The organism is Bradyrhizobium shewense (assembly GCF_900094605.1).
Classification (GTDB): Bacteria; Pseudomonadota; Alphaproteobacteria; order Rhizobiales; family Xanthobacteraceae; genus Bradyrhizobium; species Bradyrhizobium shewense.
Genome location: NZ_FMAI01000001.1, coordinates 590854 through 606495 on the forward strand (window position 1 = coordinate 590854; position 15642 = coordinate 606495).

Below are 15642 nucleotides of genomic sequence, written 5' to 3' on the forward strand. Positions count from 1 at the left end.
CTACAGCTGCAGCGACGGCGCTACTTCCCTCGCGACATTGACCAGCGCCGCGATCAGCGGCGTCATCGGATCGCGTTGCGGGATCACCATGCCGATGCTGTAATTGACGTCGGGATCGGTGATCGGGATCGAGCGCACCGTATCGGACAGGCCGAGCGTCTCGGCAAGCTTGGCGGGCATCACGCTCGCCCAGCGCCCTGTCTTCACATGCGTGAACAGCACCAGCAGCGAGTTCGAGGTCAGCGTCGGCGTCGCCTCCGCGCCGACGGAGCGTAAGGCGCGATCGATGATGCGGCGGTTCTGCATGTCGGGCGTCAGCAGGCACAACGGCACCTGCCCGACCTCCTTCCAGGTCACCGTCTCGCGGTCACCGAACATGCCGTCCGGCGCGGTCAGAAGACGGTAGCTCTCATTGTAGAGCGGAATGGTGCGCACCTTGCCGATCGGCTCGTTCTCGATATAGGTCAGCCCCGCATCGACCTCGAGATTTTCGAGCAATCCCAGCACCTCCGATGAGGTCGTTGAGCGGATGCTGAAACGCACCTCGGGATGCCGGGCGCGAAACGGCGTCGTCAGCGCTGCGACCATGCCGAGCACGGTCGGGATCGCGGCGATGCGGATCTCGCCGGAGAGCTGATGCTTCAGCCCGTTGATCTCGTCACGCATCGCGCGGGCATCGCCCACGATCCGCCGCGCCCAGTCGAGTGCGCGCTCGCCCTCGGGGGTGAACCCCTGGAAACGGGAGCCGCGCTGCACCAGCATCACGCCGAGGATCTCCTCGAGCTGCTTGAGCCCGGTCGACATCGTCGGTTGCGTCACGCCGCAGACCTCCGCCGCGCGTCCGAAATGCCGCTCCTTCGCCAGCGCCAGCAATAGTTCAAGCTTGTCGATCAACCGGGCGTCCCCTCGAATTCCATCGTGGCGTGCAAGCTAGCATGCCGGGCCTGCACCAACACGCAAAAACCGGCAGCCGATACAACTTTCATTACCAATTCGCATCGGTCGATTGCGGTTGCAAATCGATCCGAATTCGCAATCGCAGCACGGGACAGCTTTATTGATCTTCGAATGATTCCAACTAGTTTGCGCCAAGGAAACGCTCTGGTTGAGAACGAAGAATGACAGCGGTTTTTGAGCCTTGGAACGAGACGCGCGGCGCCGAGATCATCGCCGAACACGCTAACCAGGAGGGCGCGACGCTGGTCATCCTGCACGCGCTGCAGGAGGCGTTCGGCTACGTGCCGGAGGCGGCCATTCCCATGGTGGCGCAAGCGCTCAATCTGTCGCGCGCCGAAGTCCATGGCGTATTCACGTTCTATCATGATTTCCGCCACAAGCCGGCCGGCCGCCATGTGCTGAAGCTCTGCCGCGCGGAGGCCTGCCAGGCCGCGGGCGGCGATGCATTGGCGGCGCGCGCCGAGGCAAAGCTCGGCGTATCGCTCGGCAACACCACGGCCGACGATCGCGTCACGCTGGAGCCGATCTACTGCCTCGGCCTGTGCGCGACCGCACCGTCCGCGATGCTCGACGGCCGCCTCATCGGCAGGCTCGATCAGAAGCGCCTCGATGCGTTGATTGTGGAGGCACAGCGATGAGCTTGCGTCTGTTCGTCTCACGTGACGCCGGTGCAATCGCCGTCGGCGCCGATGACGTTGCTCTGGCGCTGGAGCAGGCAGCAGCCGGGCGCGGCATCGCAGTCGAGATTGTCAGGACCGGCTCGCGCGGCATGTACTGGCTGGAGCCGCTCGTCGAGGTAGCAACGCCACAGGGCCGGATCGCCTTCGGTCCGGTTACTGAAGCCGATGTGCCCTCCCTGCTCGACGCGCTCGCGAACAACACGCCGCATCTGCTGCGGCTGGGGGCGACCGACGAGCTCCCCTGGCTCAAGCGTCAGACCCGCCTCACCTTCGCCCGCTGCGGCGTGATCGATCCGCGCTCGCTCGACGACTACCGCGCCCATGGTGGCTACAAGGGACTGGAGCGCGCCCTGTCGCTTGGCTCCGACGCCATCCTCAACGAAGTCACGGCCTCGGGCTTGCGCGGCCGCGGCGGCGCCGGCTTTCCGACCGGCATCAAATGGAAGACGGTCACGCAGGCCAAAGCCGACCGCAAGTTCATCGTCTGCAACGCCGACGAAGGCGACAGCGGCACTTTCGCCGACCGCATGATCATAGAAGGCGATCCCTTCCTGGTGATCGAGGGCATGACCATCGCCGGCATCACCGTCGGCGCGACCAAGGGCTACATCTACATCCGCAGCGAATATCCGCATGCGGTGGAAGCGATGAACGCTGCGATCCAGGCTGCGAAGCGCGGCGGTTATCTCGGCGACAAGATCGGCGGATCCACCCACAGCTTCGACCTCGAAGTGCGAGTCGGCGCCGGTGCTTACGTCTGCGGCGAGGAAACTTCGCTGCTGGAGAGCCTCGAAGGCCGCCGCGGCATCGTGCGCGCCAAACCGCCGCTGCCGGCGCATCACGGCCTGTTCGGCAAGCCGACCGTCATCAACAACGTGCTGTCGTTCGCGGCCGTCCCCTTCATCCTCGCCGAAGGCGCCAAGGCCTACGCGGATTACGGCATGGGCCGTTCGCGCGGCACGATGCCGATCCAGCTTGCCGGCAACATCCGCCAGGGCGGGCTGTTCGAGACCGCCTTCGGCGTGACGCTCGCCGAGCTCGTCGACGACATCGGCGGCGGCACGTTCACGGGCCGGCCGGTCCGCGCCGTGCAGGTCGGCGGTCCGCTGGGCGCCTATTTCCCTCGCTCGCTGTTCGACACGCCGTTCGACTATGAGGCCTTCGCCGCGCGCGACGGCCTGATCGGCCATGGCGGCATCGTCGTGTTCGATGACAGCGTCGACATGCGCAGGCAGGCGCGCTTCGCGATGGAGTTCTGCGCCGTCGAATCCTGCGGCAAGTGCACGCCGTGCCGGATCGGCTCGACCCGCGGCGTCGAGACCATCGAGAAGATCATCAACGGTGAGCGCGTCAGCGAAAACCTCGCGCTGGTCGAAGACCTCTGCAACACCATGAAATTCGGCTCGCTCTGCGCGCTCGGCGGCTTCACGCCCTACCCCGTGCTCAGCGCATTGAAGCACTTCCGGGAAGATTTCGCCCCCGTACCGACCACGCTTCAGGCCGCGGAATAGGAGAACGACAATGTCTCTGATCGAAGAAATCGACTTCGGCACGCCGGCTTCCAAATCGGAAACGATGGTGACGCTGACCATCGACGGCAATGAGGTCACGGTGCCCGAGGGCACCTCGATCATGCGGGCCGCGATGGACGCGGGCCACCAGATCCCAAAGCTCTGCGCCACCGACATGGTCGACGCGTTCGGCTCCTGCCGTCTCTGCCTCGTCGAGATCGAGGGCCGCGCCGGCACGCCGGCGTCCTGCACCACGCCGGTGATGCCCGGCCTCATCGTTCACACCCAGAGCGAGCGGCTGAAGAAGCTGCGCAAGGGCGTCATGGAGCTCTACATCTCCGATCATCCGCTCGACTGCCTCACCTGCGGCGCCAATGGCGATTGCGAATTGCAGGACATGGCCGGCGCCGTGGGCCTGCGCGACGTGCGCTACGGCTATGAGGGCGAGAACCACGTCTTCGCCAAGAGCCACGGCTGCGACAACGACCATTGGATGCCGAAGGACGAGTCCAACCCCTATTTCACCTATGATCCCTCCAAGTGCATCGTCTGCTCGCGCTGCGTCCGCGCCTGCGAGGAGGTGCAAGGCACTTTCGCGCTGACCATCTCCGGCCGCGGCTTCGACAGCCGCGTCTCGCCGGGCATGAGCGAGAGCTTCCTCGGCTCGGAATGCGTCTCCTGCGGAGCCTGCGTGCAGGCCTGCCCAACTGCAACGCTGACCGAAAAGTCGGTGATCGAGATCGGCCAGCCCGAGCACTCCGTCGTCACCACCTGCGCCTATTGCGGCGTCGGCTGCACCTTCAAGGCCGAGATGCGCGGCGAGGAAGTCGTGCGCATGGTGCCCTACAAGGACGGCAAGGCCAATCGCGGCCATTCCTGCGTCAAGGGCCGCTTCGCCTGGGGCTACACCAACCACGGCGAACGCATCCTCAATCCGATGATCCGCGAACGGATCGAGGATCCCTGGCGCGAAGTGTCCTGGGATGAGGCGTTCTCGTTCGCGGCCGCCAAGATGCGCGGCATCCAGAAGACATACGGCCGCGACGCCATCGGCGGCATCACCTCGTCCCGCTGCACCAACGAAGAAACCTATCTGGTGCAGAAGCTGATCCGCGCCGGCTTCGGCAACAACAATGTCGACACCTGCGCCCGCGTCTGCCACTCGCCGACCGGCTACGGCCTCGCCACCACCTTCGGCACCTCCGCCGGTACGCAGGATTTCGACTCGGTCGAGGACACCGACGTCGTCCTTGTGATCGGTGCCAATCCGGCCTCCGCTCATCCCGTGTTCGCGTCCCGCCTGAAGAAGCGGTTGCGCCAGGGTGCCAAGCTGATCGTAATCGATCCGCGCCGCACCGAGATGGTGGAATCGCCACATGTGAAGGCGCTGCACCTGCCCCTGATGCCCGGCACCAACGTCGCGGTCATGACCGCGCTGGCGCATGTCATCGTCACCGAGGGCCTCGTCAACGAAGCCTTCGTGCGCGAGCGTTGCGACTGGAGCGAGTTCGAGGAATGGGCGGCGTTCGTCGCGCAGCCCAAGAACAGCCCGGAAGCCACCGCCATCCTCACTGGCGTCAACCCGAAGGATCTGCGCGAAGCCGCCCGCACCTACGCCACCGGCGGCAACGGTGCGATCTATTACGGCCTCGGTGTCACCGAGCACAGCCAGGGCTCGACCACCGTGATCGCGATCGCGAACCTTGCGATGGTCACTGGCAATATCGGCCGTCCCGGCGTTGGCGTGAACCCGCTTCGCGGCCAGAACAACGTGCAGGGCTCCTGCGACATGGGCTCGTTCCCGCACGAGCTGCCCGGCTACCGCCACATCTCCGGCGATGCCGTGCGTGACCAGTTCGAGGCGCTGTGGAACGTCAAGCTCAACCCCGAGCCGGGCCTGCGCATTCCCAACATGTTCGACGCCGCGGTCGAAGGCACCTTCATGGGGATCTACGTGCAGGGCGAGGACATTCTGCAGTCCGATCCCAACACCAAGCACGTGGTGGCTGCACTGTCCGCGATGGAATGCGTCATCGTCCACGATCTCTTCCTCAACGAGACCGCGAACTACGCCCATGTCTTCCTGCCCGGCTCGAGCTTCCTCGAGAAGGACGGCACCTTCACCAACGCCGAACGCCGCATCCAGCGCGTGCGCAAGGTGATGACGCCAAAGAACGGCATGGCCGACTGGGAGGTCACCATCGGCCTTGCCAAGGCGATGGGCTTCGAGATGAACTACAGCCACCCATCCGAGATCATGGACGAGATCGCGGCGCTGACGCCGACCTTCGCTGGCGTCTCCTACGCCAAGCTCGACGAGCTTGGTTCGGTGCAGTGGCCTTGCAACGAGAAGGCGCCGGAGGGTACGCCGGTGATGCATATCGACGGCTTCGTTCGCGGCAAGGGCAAGTTCGTCGTCACCGAATATGTCGCAACCGACGAGCGCACCGGCCCGCGCTATCCGCTGCTGCTCACCACGGGCCGCATCCTCAGCCAGTACAATGTCGGCGCGCAGACAAGGCGCACCGAGAACGTGGTCTGGCATGCCGAGGATCGGTTGGAGATTCATCCGCACGATGCCGAACAGCGCGGCGTGCGCGACGGCGACTGGGTGCGGCTGAAGAGCCGCGCCGGCGAGACCACGCTACGTGCGGAGATCACCGATCGCGTGGCGCCCGGCGTTGTCTACACCACCTTCCACCATCCGGACACGCAGGCCAACGTCATCACGACCGACTATTCGGACTGGGCCACCAACTGCCCCGAATACAAGGTGACGGCGGTCGAGGTCTCGCCCTCGAACGGCCCGTCCGACTGGCAGAAGGCCTATGACGCGCAGGCGCGACAGTCCCGCCGCATCGCGCCGGCCGAGGCCGCGGAGTAACCGCATGCATGTAGCTGTCCAGGCGATCGATCGCGGAATCTGGCGTAACGGCGTCGCGTCCGAAGGAACGCGGTTCATCCCGGAGGAGACGCCGCTGGCGCTGACCTATAATGGCGGCACCTATGCCGTCATGATGGGGACGCCGCAGAACCTCGAGGATTTTGCGGTCGGCTTCAGTCTCGACGAAGGCATTATCAAGTCGGTCGACGACATCAAGTCACTCGACATTGTCCGCCTCGACGACGGCATTGAGCTCAGGATGTGGCTAACGGCGGAAGATGCGACGCTCATCAGCGAGCGCCGCCGCCACGTCGCGGGGCCCACCGGCTGCGGCATCTGCGGCATCGAGTCCATCGCCGAGGCCGTGCGCCCCGCAGCGGTCGTGCCGCACGGGCAGAGCTTCACGCCGGAAGAAATCATGACGGCGATGCAGGCCATCGCGCCGCTGCAATCGATCAATCTGCAGACCCGCGCAGTTCACGCCGCCGCGTTCTGGTCCCCTGCCGGCCACATCGTCGCGCTGCGCGAGGATGTCGGACGCCACAACGCGCTGGACAAGCTCGCGGGCGCCCTGGCGCGCAGCCGGACGGATACGCGCGGCGGCATGGTGCTGCTGACGAGCCGCGTTTCGGTCGAGATGGTGCAGAAGGCCGCCGCGATCGGCGCGCCGGTGATGGTCGCGGTGTCCGCGCCCACCGCGCTCGCAGTGCGCACTGCGGAGGCCGCAGGCATCACGCTGATCGCCATTGCCCGCCAGGACGGGTTCGAAGTGTTTTCGCATGGTGACCGGGTCGCCGCTCGCCATGCCACGGAGGTTGCCGATGTCGCCTGACCGCCTGATCTACATGGCCAACCAGATCGGCAAGTTCTTTGAGAGCCAGGGCCACGGCAAGGCCGTGCCGGGGATTGCCGAGCACATCAAGAAGTTCTGGGATCCTCGGATGAAGCGCGCGATCTTCGCCCATCTCGATGCCGGCGGCGCGGGGCTGGAGCCTGACGTCCGCCAGGCGCTCAGCTCGTTGAAGGCTACGTCCCTTCCAGCAGCGCCCTGAACACGCGCCGCACCTCGCTCTGGGTCTCCTTCACGCGCGCCTCCAGCGACGAGAAATCCGGCGCATCGCCGGCACGTGCCATGACGCGCTGCAGATCCGTGCCGGCGGTTTCGGGCTTGAAGCGGTCGCTGACGCAGAGCCGCAGGATCTGCGTGAGGTCGTGATAGAGCCGCGCCGCGGCACGCAATATCTCGGTCTCCGATTGCGGGAGGACGCCGAGCCTGCATGCATTGTCGAGCACCTGCATCGTGCTGACGTCGAGAATCTCCGGCTTATCGTGCGCGTGAACGAGCTGCAGATATTGCGCGATGAAGTCGATGTCGACCATGCCGCCGGCGGCATGTTTGAGATCCCAGCAATCGGCCTCGCCCTTCTCCTGGGCGATCGCGCGCCGCATGTCGGCGACGTCGTTGGCGGTGATTCCGGAATCGCGGCGGCGGGTCAGGACGTCGCGGATGACGCGTTCGATCCGCATCCGGAATTCGGGCGAAGCCGACACCACGCGCGCCCGCGTCAGCGCCATGTGCTCCCAGGTCCAGGCCTCGTTGGCCTGGTAATCCGCGAATGAGACGAGGCTCGAGGCCACTGGACCGGCGCGCCCTGAAGGACGCAGCCGCATGTCGATCTCGTAGAGCACGCCGTAATTGGTGCGCGTCGTGAACGCGCTGATCAGGCGCTGCGTGAAGCGAGCAAAATAATGCGCGCCCTGCAGCGATTTCGCCCCATCGGAGTCCGGATTGTCGCTGTCGAAATCGTAGAGCAGGATCAGGTCGAGATCGGACGAGGCCGTCATCTCGCGGCTGCCGAGCCGGCCCATCGCGATGATCGCGGTCTCCTGTCCCTTGATCCGGCCATGCTGGGCCGCGAAGCGGTCGGCAACGAGGCCGTGCACGGTGTGGACGATGCCTTCGGCGACATCGGCAAAGGCCGTGCTGGCGTGCTGCGCCGAGACGGTGCCGGAGAGGATACGCGTGCCGATCAGGAACAGGCTCTCCTGCCCGAACAAGCGCAGGCGATCGAGGAACTCTTCGTATGAGCCGGCATCCTGCACGGTCGCAGCTAACCGTCCCGACAATTCCTGCCTGTCCGGCATGGCGCCGAAGAAGCGCGGATCGATCAGGCCGTCCATGAGCTGCGGCTGCCGCGCCAACATCTCGCCGAGCCGCGGCGCAGCGCCGAGCACCAGCGCCACCAGCGCGACGAGCTCGCGGTTCTGGCCGAGCAGCGTGATCAGCCGGCCGCCGCGCTGGAGCGCCCCAAGGAATTGATCGAACGCCACGACGGCGCGATCCGACTCCTCGGCATGGGCGAGACCGTCGATCAGGGCCGGCACGAACTCGACGAAGGCGCTGCGCGTCGCCTCATTGCGGAACACGCGATAGTCACCGGTGATCCAGTCACGCACCGTCTGCGCGACGGCGGCCGGCTTCTTGAAGCCGAGCGTTGCGAGGTGCTGGAGCAGGCGCGGATCCTCGGGGCCTGCGCTGTAGTCGAGCGCCGGCAGTTTTGCCGTGCCGGTCGGATCGTCGCCCTCGAACAGTTTTTCGTAGTGCCCCTGCACGATCTTGAGCTGCCGCAGCAGCTCGCTCGCAAAGGCCTCGCGATCCGCATAGCCGAAGAAGCGCGCAAAGCGCTCGACTGCGTCCTTGTCTTCGGGCAGCGCGTGGGTCTGCTCGTCGGCGATCATCTGGAGGCGATGCTCGACCCGGCGCAGGAATTCATACGCAACGGTCAGCTCGTCGCGCGCAGCGGGGGTGATCCAGTTACTGGACGCGAGAATGTCGAGCGCCCTCAGCGTCGACCGCACCCGCAATTCCGGATGGCGGCCGCCGGCGATCAATTGCTGGGTCTGCGCGAAGAACTCGATCTCGCGGATGCCGCCGCGGCCGACCTTGACATTGTGCCCTTCCACCGCGACCTCGCTCTGGCCGCGATAGGTCTGCATCTGCCGCTTCATGTCGTGGACGTCGGCGAGCGCGGCGAAGTCGAGATGCTTGCGCCAGACGAAAGGCGCGATCTCGGCGAGCAAAGCTTCGCCCGCGCTGGAATCGCCGGCGCAGGCACGCGCCTTGATCATCGCCGCGCGCTCCCAGGTGCGCCCTTCCCGCTCGTAGTAGTTCAGCGCGGCGTCCCTGGAGATCGCGACCTGCGTCGAGGACGGATCGGGCCTCAGGCGCAGATCGACGCGGAAGACGTAGCCGTCATAGGTGCGCTGCTGCAGGATGCGCGCCATCCCCTGCGTGACCCGAACGAAGAACGGCTGCGGCTCGATGTCCGCTGCCAGCGTTGTCGCATCAGGATCGAAGAACACGATGAGATCGATATCGCTGGAATAGTTCAGCTCGCCCGCACCCATCTTGCCCATGGCGAGCACGATCAGCCCGCAGCCTTCCTCGGGCGCCTCGGGATTGGGCGGCGAGATCTTGCCACGTGCGGCTTCCTGCCGCAGCAGGTACTGGAGCGCCGCCTGCACCGAGGACACCGCGACATCGGTCAGCGCCGCCGTCACCCGCATCACCGGCCAGACCCCGCCAATGTCGCACAGGGCAGTCAGGAGCGCGGCCTCGGCCTTCATGCGGCGGAGCAGTCGCATCACCTCGGCCTCGTCAGAGGCCGCGAGCACCGCCCCCCTCGCCTCCGCGATCAGTGCCGTCAGATGCGCATCCGGATCGCATTCGAGCAGCCGGATCAGGCGCAAGGCATCGGCGCGCACCAGATCGAACAGATAGGGCGAGAATTCCGCAATCCCCTCCAGGATGTCCCGGGCAAAGGGCTGCGCCAGCAGCGTTTCGAGACGCGCCGATTGGGCCGGCTCGAGCTCGGACAGCCAGCTTTCAAGACGTCGTTCGTCGGTTGTGGAAGCGGCAATATGGGGAGCCTCCGCAAAGCGCGCGGCCAGCCTCTCACCATGCTTGTCCGCGTTTCCCGGCGCGGAGTGGTTCATGCCACCTTCTGTGGCACATCCGGTATTGGCGGAGCAACCCTGTCGCCGGCCCCGGCGCGCGCGGGCAGCACCAGCGTGGCGACGAGACCGGGCTGGGCATCGCCCAATTTCAACTCACCGCCGTGCAATGTCGCAACAGCCGAGGCGAGGCTGAGACCAAGGCCCGAGCCCGGCAGCGTGCGGCTCGCTTCCAGGCGCACGAATCGTTCGACAGCATGCGCGCGGTCGGCCTCGGGGATGCCGGGACCGCGATCGGTGACGCTGAGCAGCACCTTGTCGCCGTCGCGTCTGGCCTCGATTGTGATCGGCCTCGCGTCCATGCTGACCACGGTTCCGCCAGTCTGCGCGACCGGCTTGCCGTATTTGATCGCATTCTCGACCAGATTGGCGAGCGCCTGGCTGATCAACTCGCGATTGGCGTGAACCGGCGTCGGCTCGGCCTTGACCTTCAAGGTCATGCCGTCATCCTCGGCGAGCGGCTCGTAAAGCTCGTGGATGCCGTTGGCGACATCGGCGGCGTCGAAATCATCCATGTTGCCGCGCGCCTGTCCGGACTCCGCGCGCGCGATCATCAGCAGCGCGTTGAAGGTGCGGATCAGACCGTCGGATTCCTCGATGGTCCGCTCCAGCGCCGCGCGGTAATCGGCTTCGCAGCCCGATTTCGCCAGCGCCTCCTCGGCGCGATTGCGCAAGCGCGTCAGCGGCGTCTTGAGGTCGTGGGCGATGTTGTCGGAGACTTCCTTCAAGCCAGCCATCAGCGCCTCGATCCGCTCCAGCATGGCATTGAGATTTTCCGCGAGACGGTCGAGTTCGTCGCCGCTACGCCCCACCGGTAGACGCCCGCTGAGATCGCCGGTCATGATGCGCTGCGCGGTCCCGGTCATCGCGTCGATGCGCCTCAGCACGCGGCGCGCGACGAAGATGCCGCCGCCGAGACCGAGCACGACGACGATCAGGATCGACCATTGCGCCGCCTTGGCGACAATGCCGAACAGGCGGCGCCGCTCGGCGAGGTCGCGGCCGATCAGAAGCCGGAAGCCATTTTCCAGTTCGGTGACGCGCACGAGCGCACGATGGTCGCGGTCGTCGGCGTCCTCGATGCGCCGGTAGGCGGTCTCCGACCAGCCGCGCGTCGCCATCACGCCGGGTGCCAGCGAGCCGACATTGCCGGCGATCGCCTGCCCTGTGGGCGTCGTCACGAGATAGAGGTTGGCGCCCGGGCGCAGCGCCCGATATTCGATCGCAAGCACCAGGCCGCGCAGGCCGCGGCGGCCGTAGATCTCGGAGATCTCCGAGGTCTCGGCATTGACCGTCTGCGTGATTTCCTCGGTGATCAGCCGCCGCGTATTCCAGGCGAAATAGGCCAGCAGCGAGGCCGCGAACATCGCGAACAGCAGCAGATAGACCAGCGTCAGCCGGAACGCCGTGGTGCGGACGAGTTTACCGAATGCCGTCACGGATCATGTACCCGGCGCCGCGGATCGTGTGCAGCAGCGGCCGCTCGAAGCCCTTGTCGATCTTGGAGCGCAGCCGCGAAATGTGCACGTCGATCACGTTGGTCTGCGGATCGAAATGATAGTCCCAGACGTTCTCGAGCAGCATCGTGCGCGTCACCACCTGGCCGGCATGCTTCATCAGATATTCGAGCAGGCGGAATTCGCGCGGCTGCAGCGTCAGTTCGTCCTTGCCGCGGGCGACGCGATGGGAGAGCCGGTCGAGCTCGAGATCGCCGACGCGGTAGAGCGTGTCCTCGGCAGGTCCCCCGCGGCGGCGCGACAGCACCTCGACCCGGGCCAGCAGCTCGGCGAAGGAATAGGGCTTCGGCAGATAGTCGTCGCCGCCGGCGCGCAGGCCCTTGATGCGGTCGTCGACCTGTCCGAGCGCGGACAGAATCAGCACCGGCGTGGTGTTGTCCTGGTCGCGCAGTGCACCGATCAGCGACAGGCCGTCGCGCTTGGGCAGCATGCGGTCGACCACCAGCACGTCGTAATCGCCGTTCTCGGCCATGGCGAGGCCTTCCTCGCCGTCGGCGGCGTGGTCGGCAATGTGTCCGACCTCGCGAAACGCCTTCACGAGGTAGTCGGCGGATTCGCGGTCGTCTTCAATGATGAGGAGGCGCATCGTGCGTTCGGCGGCGGTCAAGGAGGTCAACCTTCTCTAAACATGGCGCGAGCGGCAATCGCATGCAAGCCGAGTGGGAGACTCTGGCATCGAGAAAAAGGCGGGCGGTGAAGCTGGGGGGACCTCACCGCCCTAGGCCTTCCGACGGAGGGGGGCGTAATTCCACCGGAAGGTAGAGAGGGGAAGCGAACGTTGCGCTGCTTCCCCGAAGGGCGCCGTCGGCGGGGGCGACTGATGCCGGCGACACCCTTCATCTTGTAGGCCTCCTGAAGCCTCAGCCCTTGGCGAGGGGCACCGCGACGAAGCGCGACTGGCCGCCGCTCTTCACGCGCATCAGGACGCTGTTCTTGTTGTCGGTCCGCGCCATGTTGATGGCGTCGCGGACTTCGCCGGCGGTGGCCACGCTCTTGCCGCCGACTTCGAGAATCACGTCGCCTTCCTTGAAGCCACGCTCGGCCGCGGCGCTCTTCGGATCGACCTCGGTGACCACGACGCCTTCCTTGCCGGCGCCGGCCACCGAATTGGCGGGAGCAACGGTCATGCCGAGCTTGGGCACGTCGGTGCCCTTGCTCGCACCCTTGCCGCTGTCATTGTCGTTGTCGGCCTTGGCCTCGACCGTGTTCGGCAGCTGGCCGAGCGTCATGTTCACGACCTTGTCCTGGCCCTTGTGCAGCACGTTGAGCTTCACGGTCGCGCCGGGCGCCATGCCGCCGATGGTGCGGGCAAGCTCGCGGGCGTCCTTGACGGACTCCCCGTTGACCGCGGTGATCACGTCACCGGACTCGATGCCGGCCTTCGCGGCCGGACCGTTGGCCTGAGGTTCCGCCACCAGCGCGCCTTCAGCCTTCTTCATGCCGAGGCTGTCGGCGATGTCGGAGGTGACAGGCTGAATCTGCACGCCGATCCAGCCGCGGCTGACCGAGCCCTTGTCCTTGAGCTGGGCGACCACGCTTTTCACGGTGCTCGCGGGAATCGAGAACGCGATGCCGACGCTGCCGCCGGAGGGCGAGTAGATCGCGGTGTTGACGCCCATCACCTCACCGTTGGTGTCGAAAGCGGGACCGCCGGAATTGCCCTTGTTCACGGGCGCGTCGATCTGGATGAAATCGTCATACGGACCGTTGCCGATGTCGCGGCCGCTCGCCGAGACGATGCCGGCGGTCACGGTGCCGCCGAGACCGAAGGGATTGCCGACCGCGAGCACCCAGTCGCCGATGCGCGGCTTGGCGTCGGCGAGCTTGGCGAACGGGAAGTTCGAGCTGCCCTCGACCTTGATCAAAGCGAGGTCGGTGCGCTGGTCGGTGCCGATCACCTTGGCGGTGTAGGTCTTGCCGTCATCGGTGGTGACCTCGACCTTGTCGGCGCCGTCGACCACGTGGTTGTTGGTCACGGCAAAGCCGTCAGCCGAGATGAAGAAGCCCGAGCCCTGACCCTGCACGACGCGGCCACGGCCACCCTTCAGGCCCGGGAAACCATCCGGACCGCCGAAGCGGCGGAAGAAGCGCTCCATCGGCGAGCCCGGCTGGAACGGCGAGGACGAATCATCGCCATCATCGTTGCTCGCGGTCTTCTCCTTGATGTTGACCTTCACCGAGATCACCGACGGCTTCACACGCTCGACGATGTCGGCGAAACCGACCGGGCGTTCGACCTTGCGGACCTCGTTGTTGACCTGCGCATGCGCCGGGCTCGAGAACAGGTCGGCCGGCGAGCTCGAGGGGCTTAAGCCATAGACGGCCGCGCCGAGACCGGCGACGACAGAGGCCATCAGCGCGAACTTGCGCGCGGAAAACACCGACCGGCGCGGCTGCCGGTAGGACGGAAGGTTCGAGAGGTCGGGACGGTCGGTCATGCGGAGATCTCCAGGGCCTTGAAATCCATTTGGTGCCCGATGGCGGCACCTTACGGTCCTGAAGATGGGGACTCCCGCCTTACCGTGCGCTGGCGGCGGGGTTAAACTTTTGTAATGAAGGCGCGGGTTTGATGCGGCAGTTTAGCGCAGACCGAAAATTGTGGCCTCACAGGAACTTAAGCGAGTTCCCGTGATGGCGTCGCAGGCGCGTTTTGGCGCGCTCAGCTTGCCCTGACGCTGACGATGAACTCGTCGACCTCGCGCTTCAAGGTCGCGGCCTGCTGCGACAGGTCGACCGCGGAATCCCGCGCCTCGGCGGCCATGCGGCCGGTCTGCGCGGAGGTCGAGGTGATCTGGACGATATGGTTGGAGACGTCGAGGGTTCCGTGCGCGGCGTTCTGGGCGCTGCGCGTGATCTCCTGCGTGGCGTTGCGCTGCTGGGCGGTGTCGACCTCGATGCCGGACATGATGGACGAGATCTCCGACAGCGTCTTGGAAATGCCGTCGATCGCGCCGCGCGTCTCCGCGGTGATGCCCTGAATGCTGGCGACATGAGAGGTGATCTCCTCCGTCGCCTTGCTGGTCTGATGCGCCAGATTCTTCACCTCGGAGGCGACCACCGCAAACCCCTTGCCGGCCTCCCCTGCCCGCGCCGCCTCGATGGTGGCGTTCAGCGCCAGCAGATTGGTCTGCGATGCGATCGCCTGCACGAGCTGCACGACCTCGCCGATCTTGTCGGCGGCATCCGACAGCGTGTGGATGGTGTCGCGGCTCTTCTCCGCCTGGGACGCCGCGCCCTCGGCGCGCTGGGTCGCGTCGGTGACGCGGCGGCTGATCGTGCCGATCGAGTTCGTCATCTCCTCGGCAGAACCGGCGACCGTCTGCACGCTGGCGCTGGCCTGGCTCGCGGCGCTCGCGACCGCATTGGCCTTGGTGCTGGTGTCGTTGGCGGTCCGCGACAGCGTCTCGGCGTTGCTCTTCAGGTGCACGGCCGATGAGGCCACGCTGTCGACGACGCTCGCGACGAGTTCGTTGAAGCGCTTGATCCGGTCGTCCAGGAATTTCGATCGCTCGGCCTGGTGCTGGGCTTCGCGCAGCTGCTGCTCGGTGAGGTGGCGTCGCTCGAGCCCATTGGTCTTGAAGACCTCCAGCGCACCGGCGAGCAGGCCGATCTCGTTGGTGCGGCCGAGCCCCGGAACCGATGTCTGGAATTTCTGGTCGGCGACCTCGCGCATGGCATGCACGATCGCGGCCAGCGGACTGAGGATGCCGTTGCGCACGGTGAACCAGGTGGTGAGGCAGATTGCGACGGCGACGACGGCGATCACGCCGCAGGCCATCAGAAAATAGGAGAACGCGGTCTGCGCCTGCTGGTAGATCTGCATGGCATGGTCGCGCGCGGGGCCGCTCAGCGCGGCGAAGTCCGCCGACAGGCTGGTGATCTCGTTGTTGAGATAGAGCACCGCGATGAAGCCGGTGCCGCCGCCGATGCCCAGCAGAAACAATAATGCAGCGACGACGGCGCCGACCAGGAAGCGGATCGTGAGATTGCTGTTCGCGAACATCGGGGACTCAAAGGCTGGAATCGAATCTTGCGACAAGCTTCCAGACAAAGGTCAACAGAGCATAAACAAGCTGCGC

At 65.9% G+C, this 15642-nt stretch carries 11 protein-coding genes; 5 read left to right on the top strand and 6 right to left on the bottom strand.

The features are described 5' to 3' along the window. Nucleotides 1-894 carry a LysR family transcriptional regulator gene (locus GA0061098_RS02520; RefSeq protein ID WP_091953069.1) on the bottom strand — a complete coding sequence of 298 codons (894 nt, stop codon included), beginning with the start codon at nucleotides 892-894 and terminating at the stop codon, nucleotides 1-3. Between the two features lie 224 nt (nucleotides 895-1118). Here GA0061098_RS02520 and GA0061098_RS02525 point away from each other — a divergent pair, with 224 nt between their 5' ends. The 5 genes from GA0061098_RS02525 to GA0061098_RS02545 are packed head-to-tail and all read left to right on the top strand — an operon-like array spanning nucleotide 1119 to nucleotide 7084. Beyond that, nucleotides 1119-1595, top strand: a complete 477-nt coding sequence (locus tag GA0061098_RS02525) for a formate dehydrogenase subunit gamma (RefSeq protein WP_018315838.1) — start codon at nucleotides 1119-1121, stop codon at nucleotides 1593-1595. Beyond that, nucleotides 1592-3148, top strand: coding sequence for a formate dehydrogenase beta subunit (locus GA0061098_RS02530; protein WP_091953071.1), 1557 nt, complete (start codon nucleotides 1592-1594; stop codon nucleotides 3146-3148). Before GA0061098_RS02525 ends, GA0061098_RS02530 begins: the two co-directional genes overlap by 4 nt. A gap of 10 nt (nucleotides 3149-3158) precedes the next feature. Beyond that, nucleotides 3159-6032 carry a formate dehydrogenase subunit alpha gene (fdhF, locus tag GA0061098_RS02535; RefSeq protein ID WP_091953073.1) on the top strand — a complete coding sequence of 958 codons (2874 nt, stop codon included), beginning with the start codon at nucleotides 3159-3161 and terminating at the stop codon, nucleotides 6030-6032. 4 nt (nucleotides 6033-6036) lie between these two features. Then, nucleotides 6037-6864 carry a formate dehydrogenase accessory sulfurtransferase FdhD gene (fdhD, locus tag GA0061098_RS02540; protein ID WP_091953075.1) on the top strand — a complete coding sequence of 276 codons (828 nt, stop codon included), beginning with the start codon at nucleotides 6037-6039 and terminating at the stop codon, nucleotides 6862-6864. Continuing rightward, nucleotides 6854-7084, top strand: coding sequence for a formate dehydrogenase subunit delta (locus GA0061098_RS02545; RefSeq protein WP_028143015.1), 231 nt, complete (start codon nucleotides 6854-6856; stop codon nucleotides 7082-7084). Before fdhD ends, GA0061098_RS02545 begins: the two co-directional genes overlap by 11 nt. On the opposite strand, the gene GA0061098_RS02550 is transcribed toward GA0061098_RS02545, so the two are convergent. The 5 genes from GA0061098_RS02550 to GA0061098_RS02570 form a co-directional block, all read right to left on the bottom strand. Next, nucleotides 7059-10028: a bifunctional [glutamine synthetase] adenylyltransferase/[glutamine synthetase]-adenylyl-L-tyrosine phosphorylase gene (locus tag GA0061098_RS02550; RefSeq protein ID WP_091953077.1), complete on the bottom strand. Its 2970-nt coding sequence runs from the start codon at nucleotides 10026-10028 to the stop codon at nucleotides 7059-7061. The genes GA0061098_RS02545 and GA0061098_RS02550 overlap by 26 nt on opposite strands. After that, entirely contained in the window at nucleotides 10025-11485 is a 1461-nt protein-coding gene (locus GA0061098_RS02555) for a sensor histidine kinase (RefSeq protein WP_091953079.1), read from the bottom strand. The genes GA0061098_RS02550 and GA0061098_RS02555 overlap by 4 nt, the downstream gene beginning before the upstream one ends. After that, nucleotides 11469-12149, bottom strand: a complete 681-nt coding sequence (locus GA0061098_RS02560) for a response regulator transcription factor (protein WP_038947105.1) — start codon at nucleotides 12147-12149, stop codon at nucleotides 11469-11471. The genes GA0061098_RS02555 and GA0061098_RS02560 overlap by 17 nt, the downstream gene beginning before the upstream one ends. A gap of 274 nt (nucleotides 12150-12423) precedes the next feature. Continuing rightward, nucleotides 12424-14001, bottom strand: a complete 1578-nt coding sequence (locus GA0061098_RS02565; protein WP_091953081.1) for a Do family serine endopeptidase — start codon at nucleotides 13999-14001, stop codon at nucleotides 12424-12426. A 221-nt stretch (nucleotides 14002-14222) separates the two neighbouring features. Then, complete coding sequence (locus GA0061098_RS02570; RefSeq protein ID WP_091953083.1) at nucleotides 14223-15566, bottom strand: methyl-accepting chemotaxis protein; 1344 nt, start codon at nucleotides 15564-15566, stop codon at nucleotides 14223-14225. Nucleotides 15567-15642 lie beyond the last annotated feature (76 nt).

Bases quoted from the DNA above. Each gene is read 5' to 3' on its own strand.
- GA0061098_RS02550 (WP_091953077.1), bottom strand. From the start codon at position 10,028: ATGAACCACTCCGCGCCGGGAAACGCGGACAAGCATGGTGAGAGGCTG.
- GA0061098_RS02560 (WP_038947105.1), bottom strand. From the start codon at position 12,149: ATGCGCCTCCTCATCATTGAAGACGACCGCGAATCCGCCGACTACCTC.
- GA0061098_RS02545 (WP_028143015.1), top strand. From the start codon at position 6,854: ATGTCGCCTGACCGCCTGATCTACATGGCCAACCAGATCGGCAAGTTC.
- fdhD (WP_091953075.1), top strand. From the start codon at position 6,037: ATGCATGTAGCTGTCCAGGCGATCGATCGCGGAATCTGGCGTAACGGC.
- GA0061098_RS02565 (WP_091953081.1), bottom strand. From the start codon at position 14,001: ATGACCGACCGTCCCGACCTCTCGAACCTTCCGTCCTACCGGCAGCCG.
- fdhF (WP_091953073.1), top strand. From the start codon at position 3,159: ATGTCTCTGATCGAAGAAATCGACTTCGGCACGCCGGCTTCCAAATCG.
- GA0061098_RS02570 (WP_091953083.1), bottom strand. From the start codon at position 15,566: ATGTTCGCGAACAGCAATCTCACGATCCGCTTCCTGGTCGGCGCCGTC.
- GA0061098_RS02530 (WP_091953071.1), top strand. From the start codon at position 1,592: ATGAGCTTGCGTCTGTTCGTCTCACGTGACGCCGGTGCAATCGCCGTC.
- GA0061098_RS02525 (WP_018315838.1), top strand. From the start codon at position 1,119: ATGACAGCGGTTTTTGAGCCTTGGAACGAGACGCGCGGCGCCGAGATC.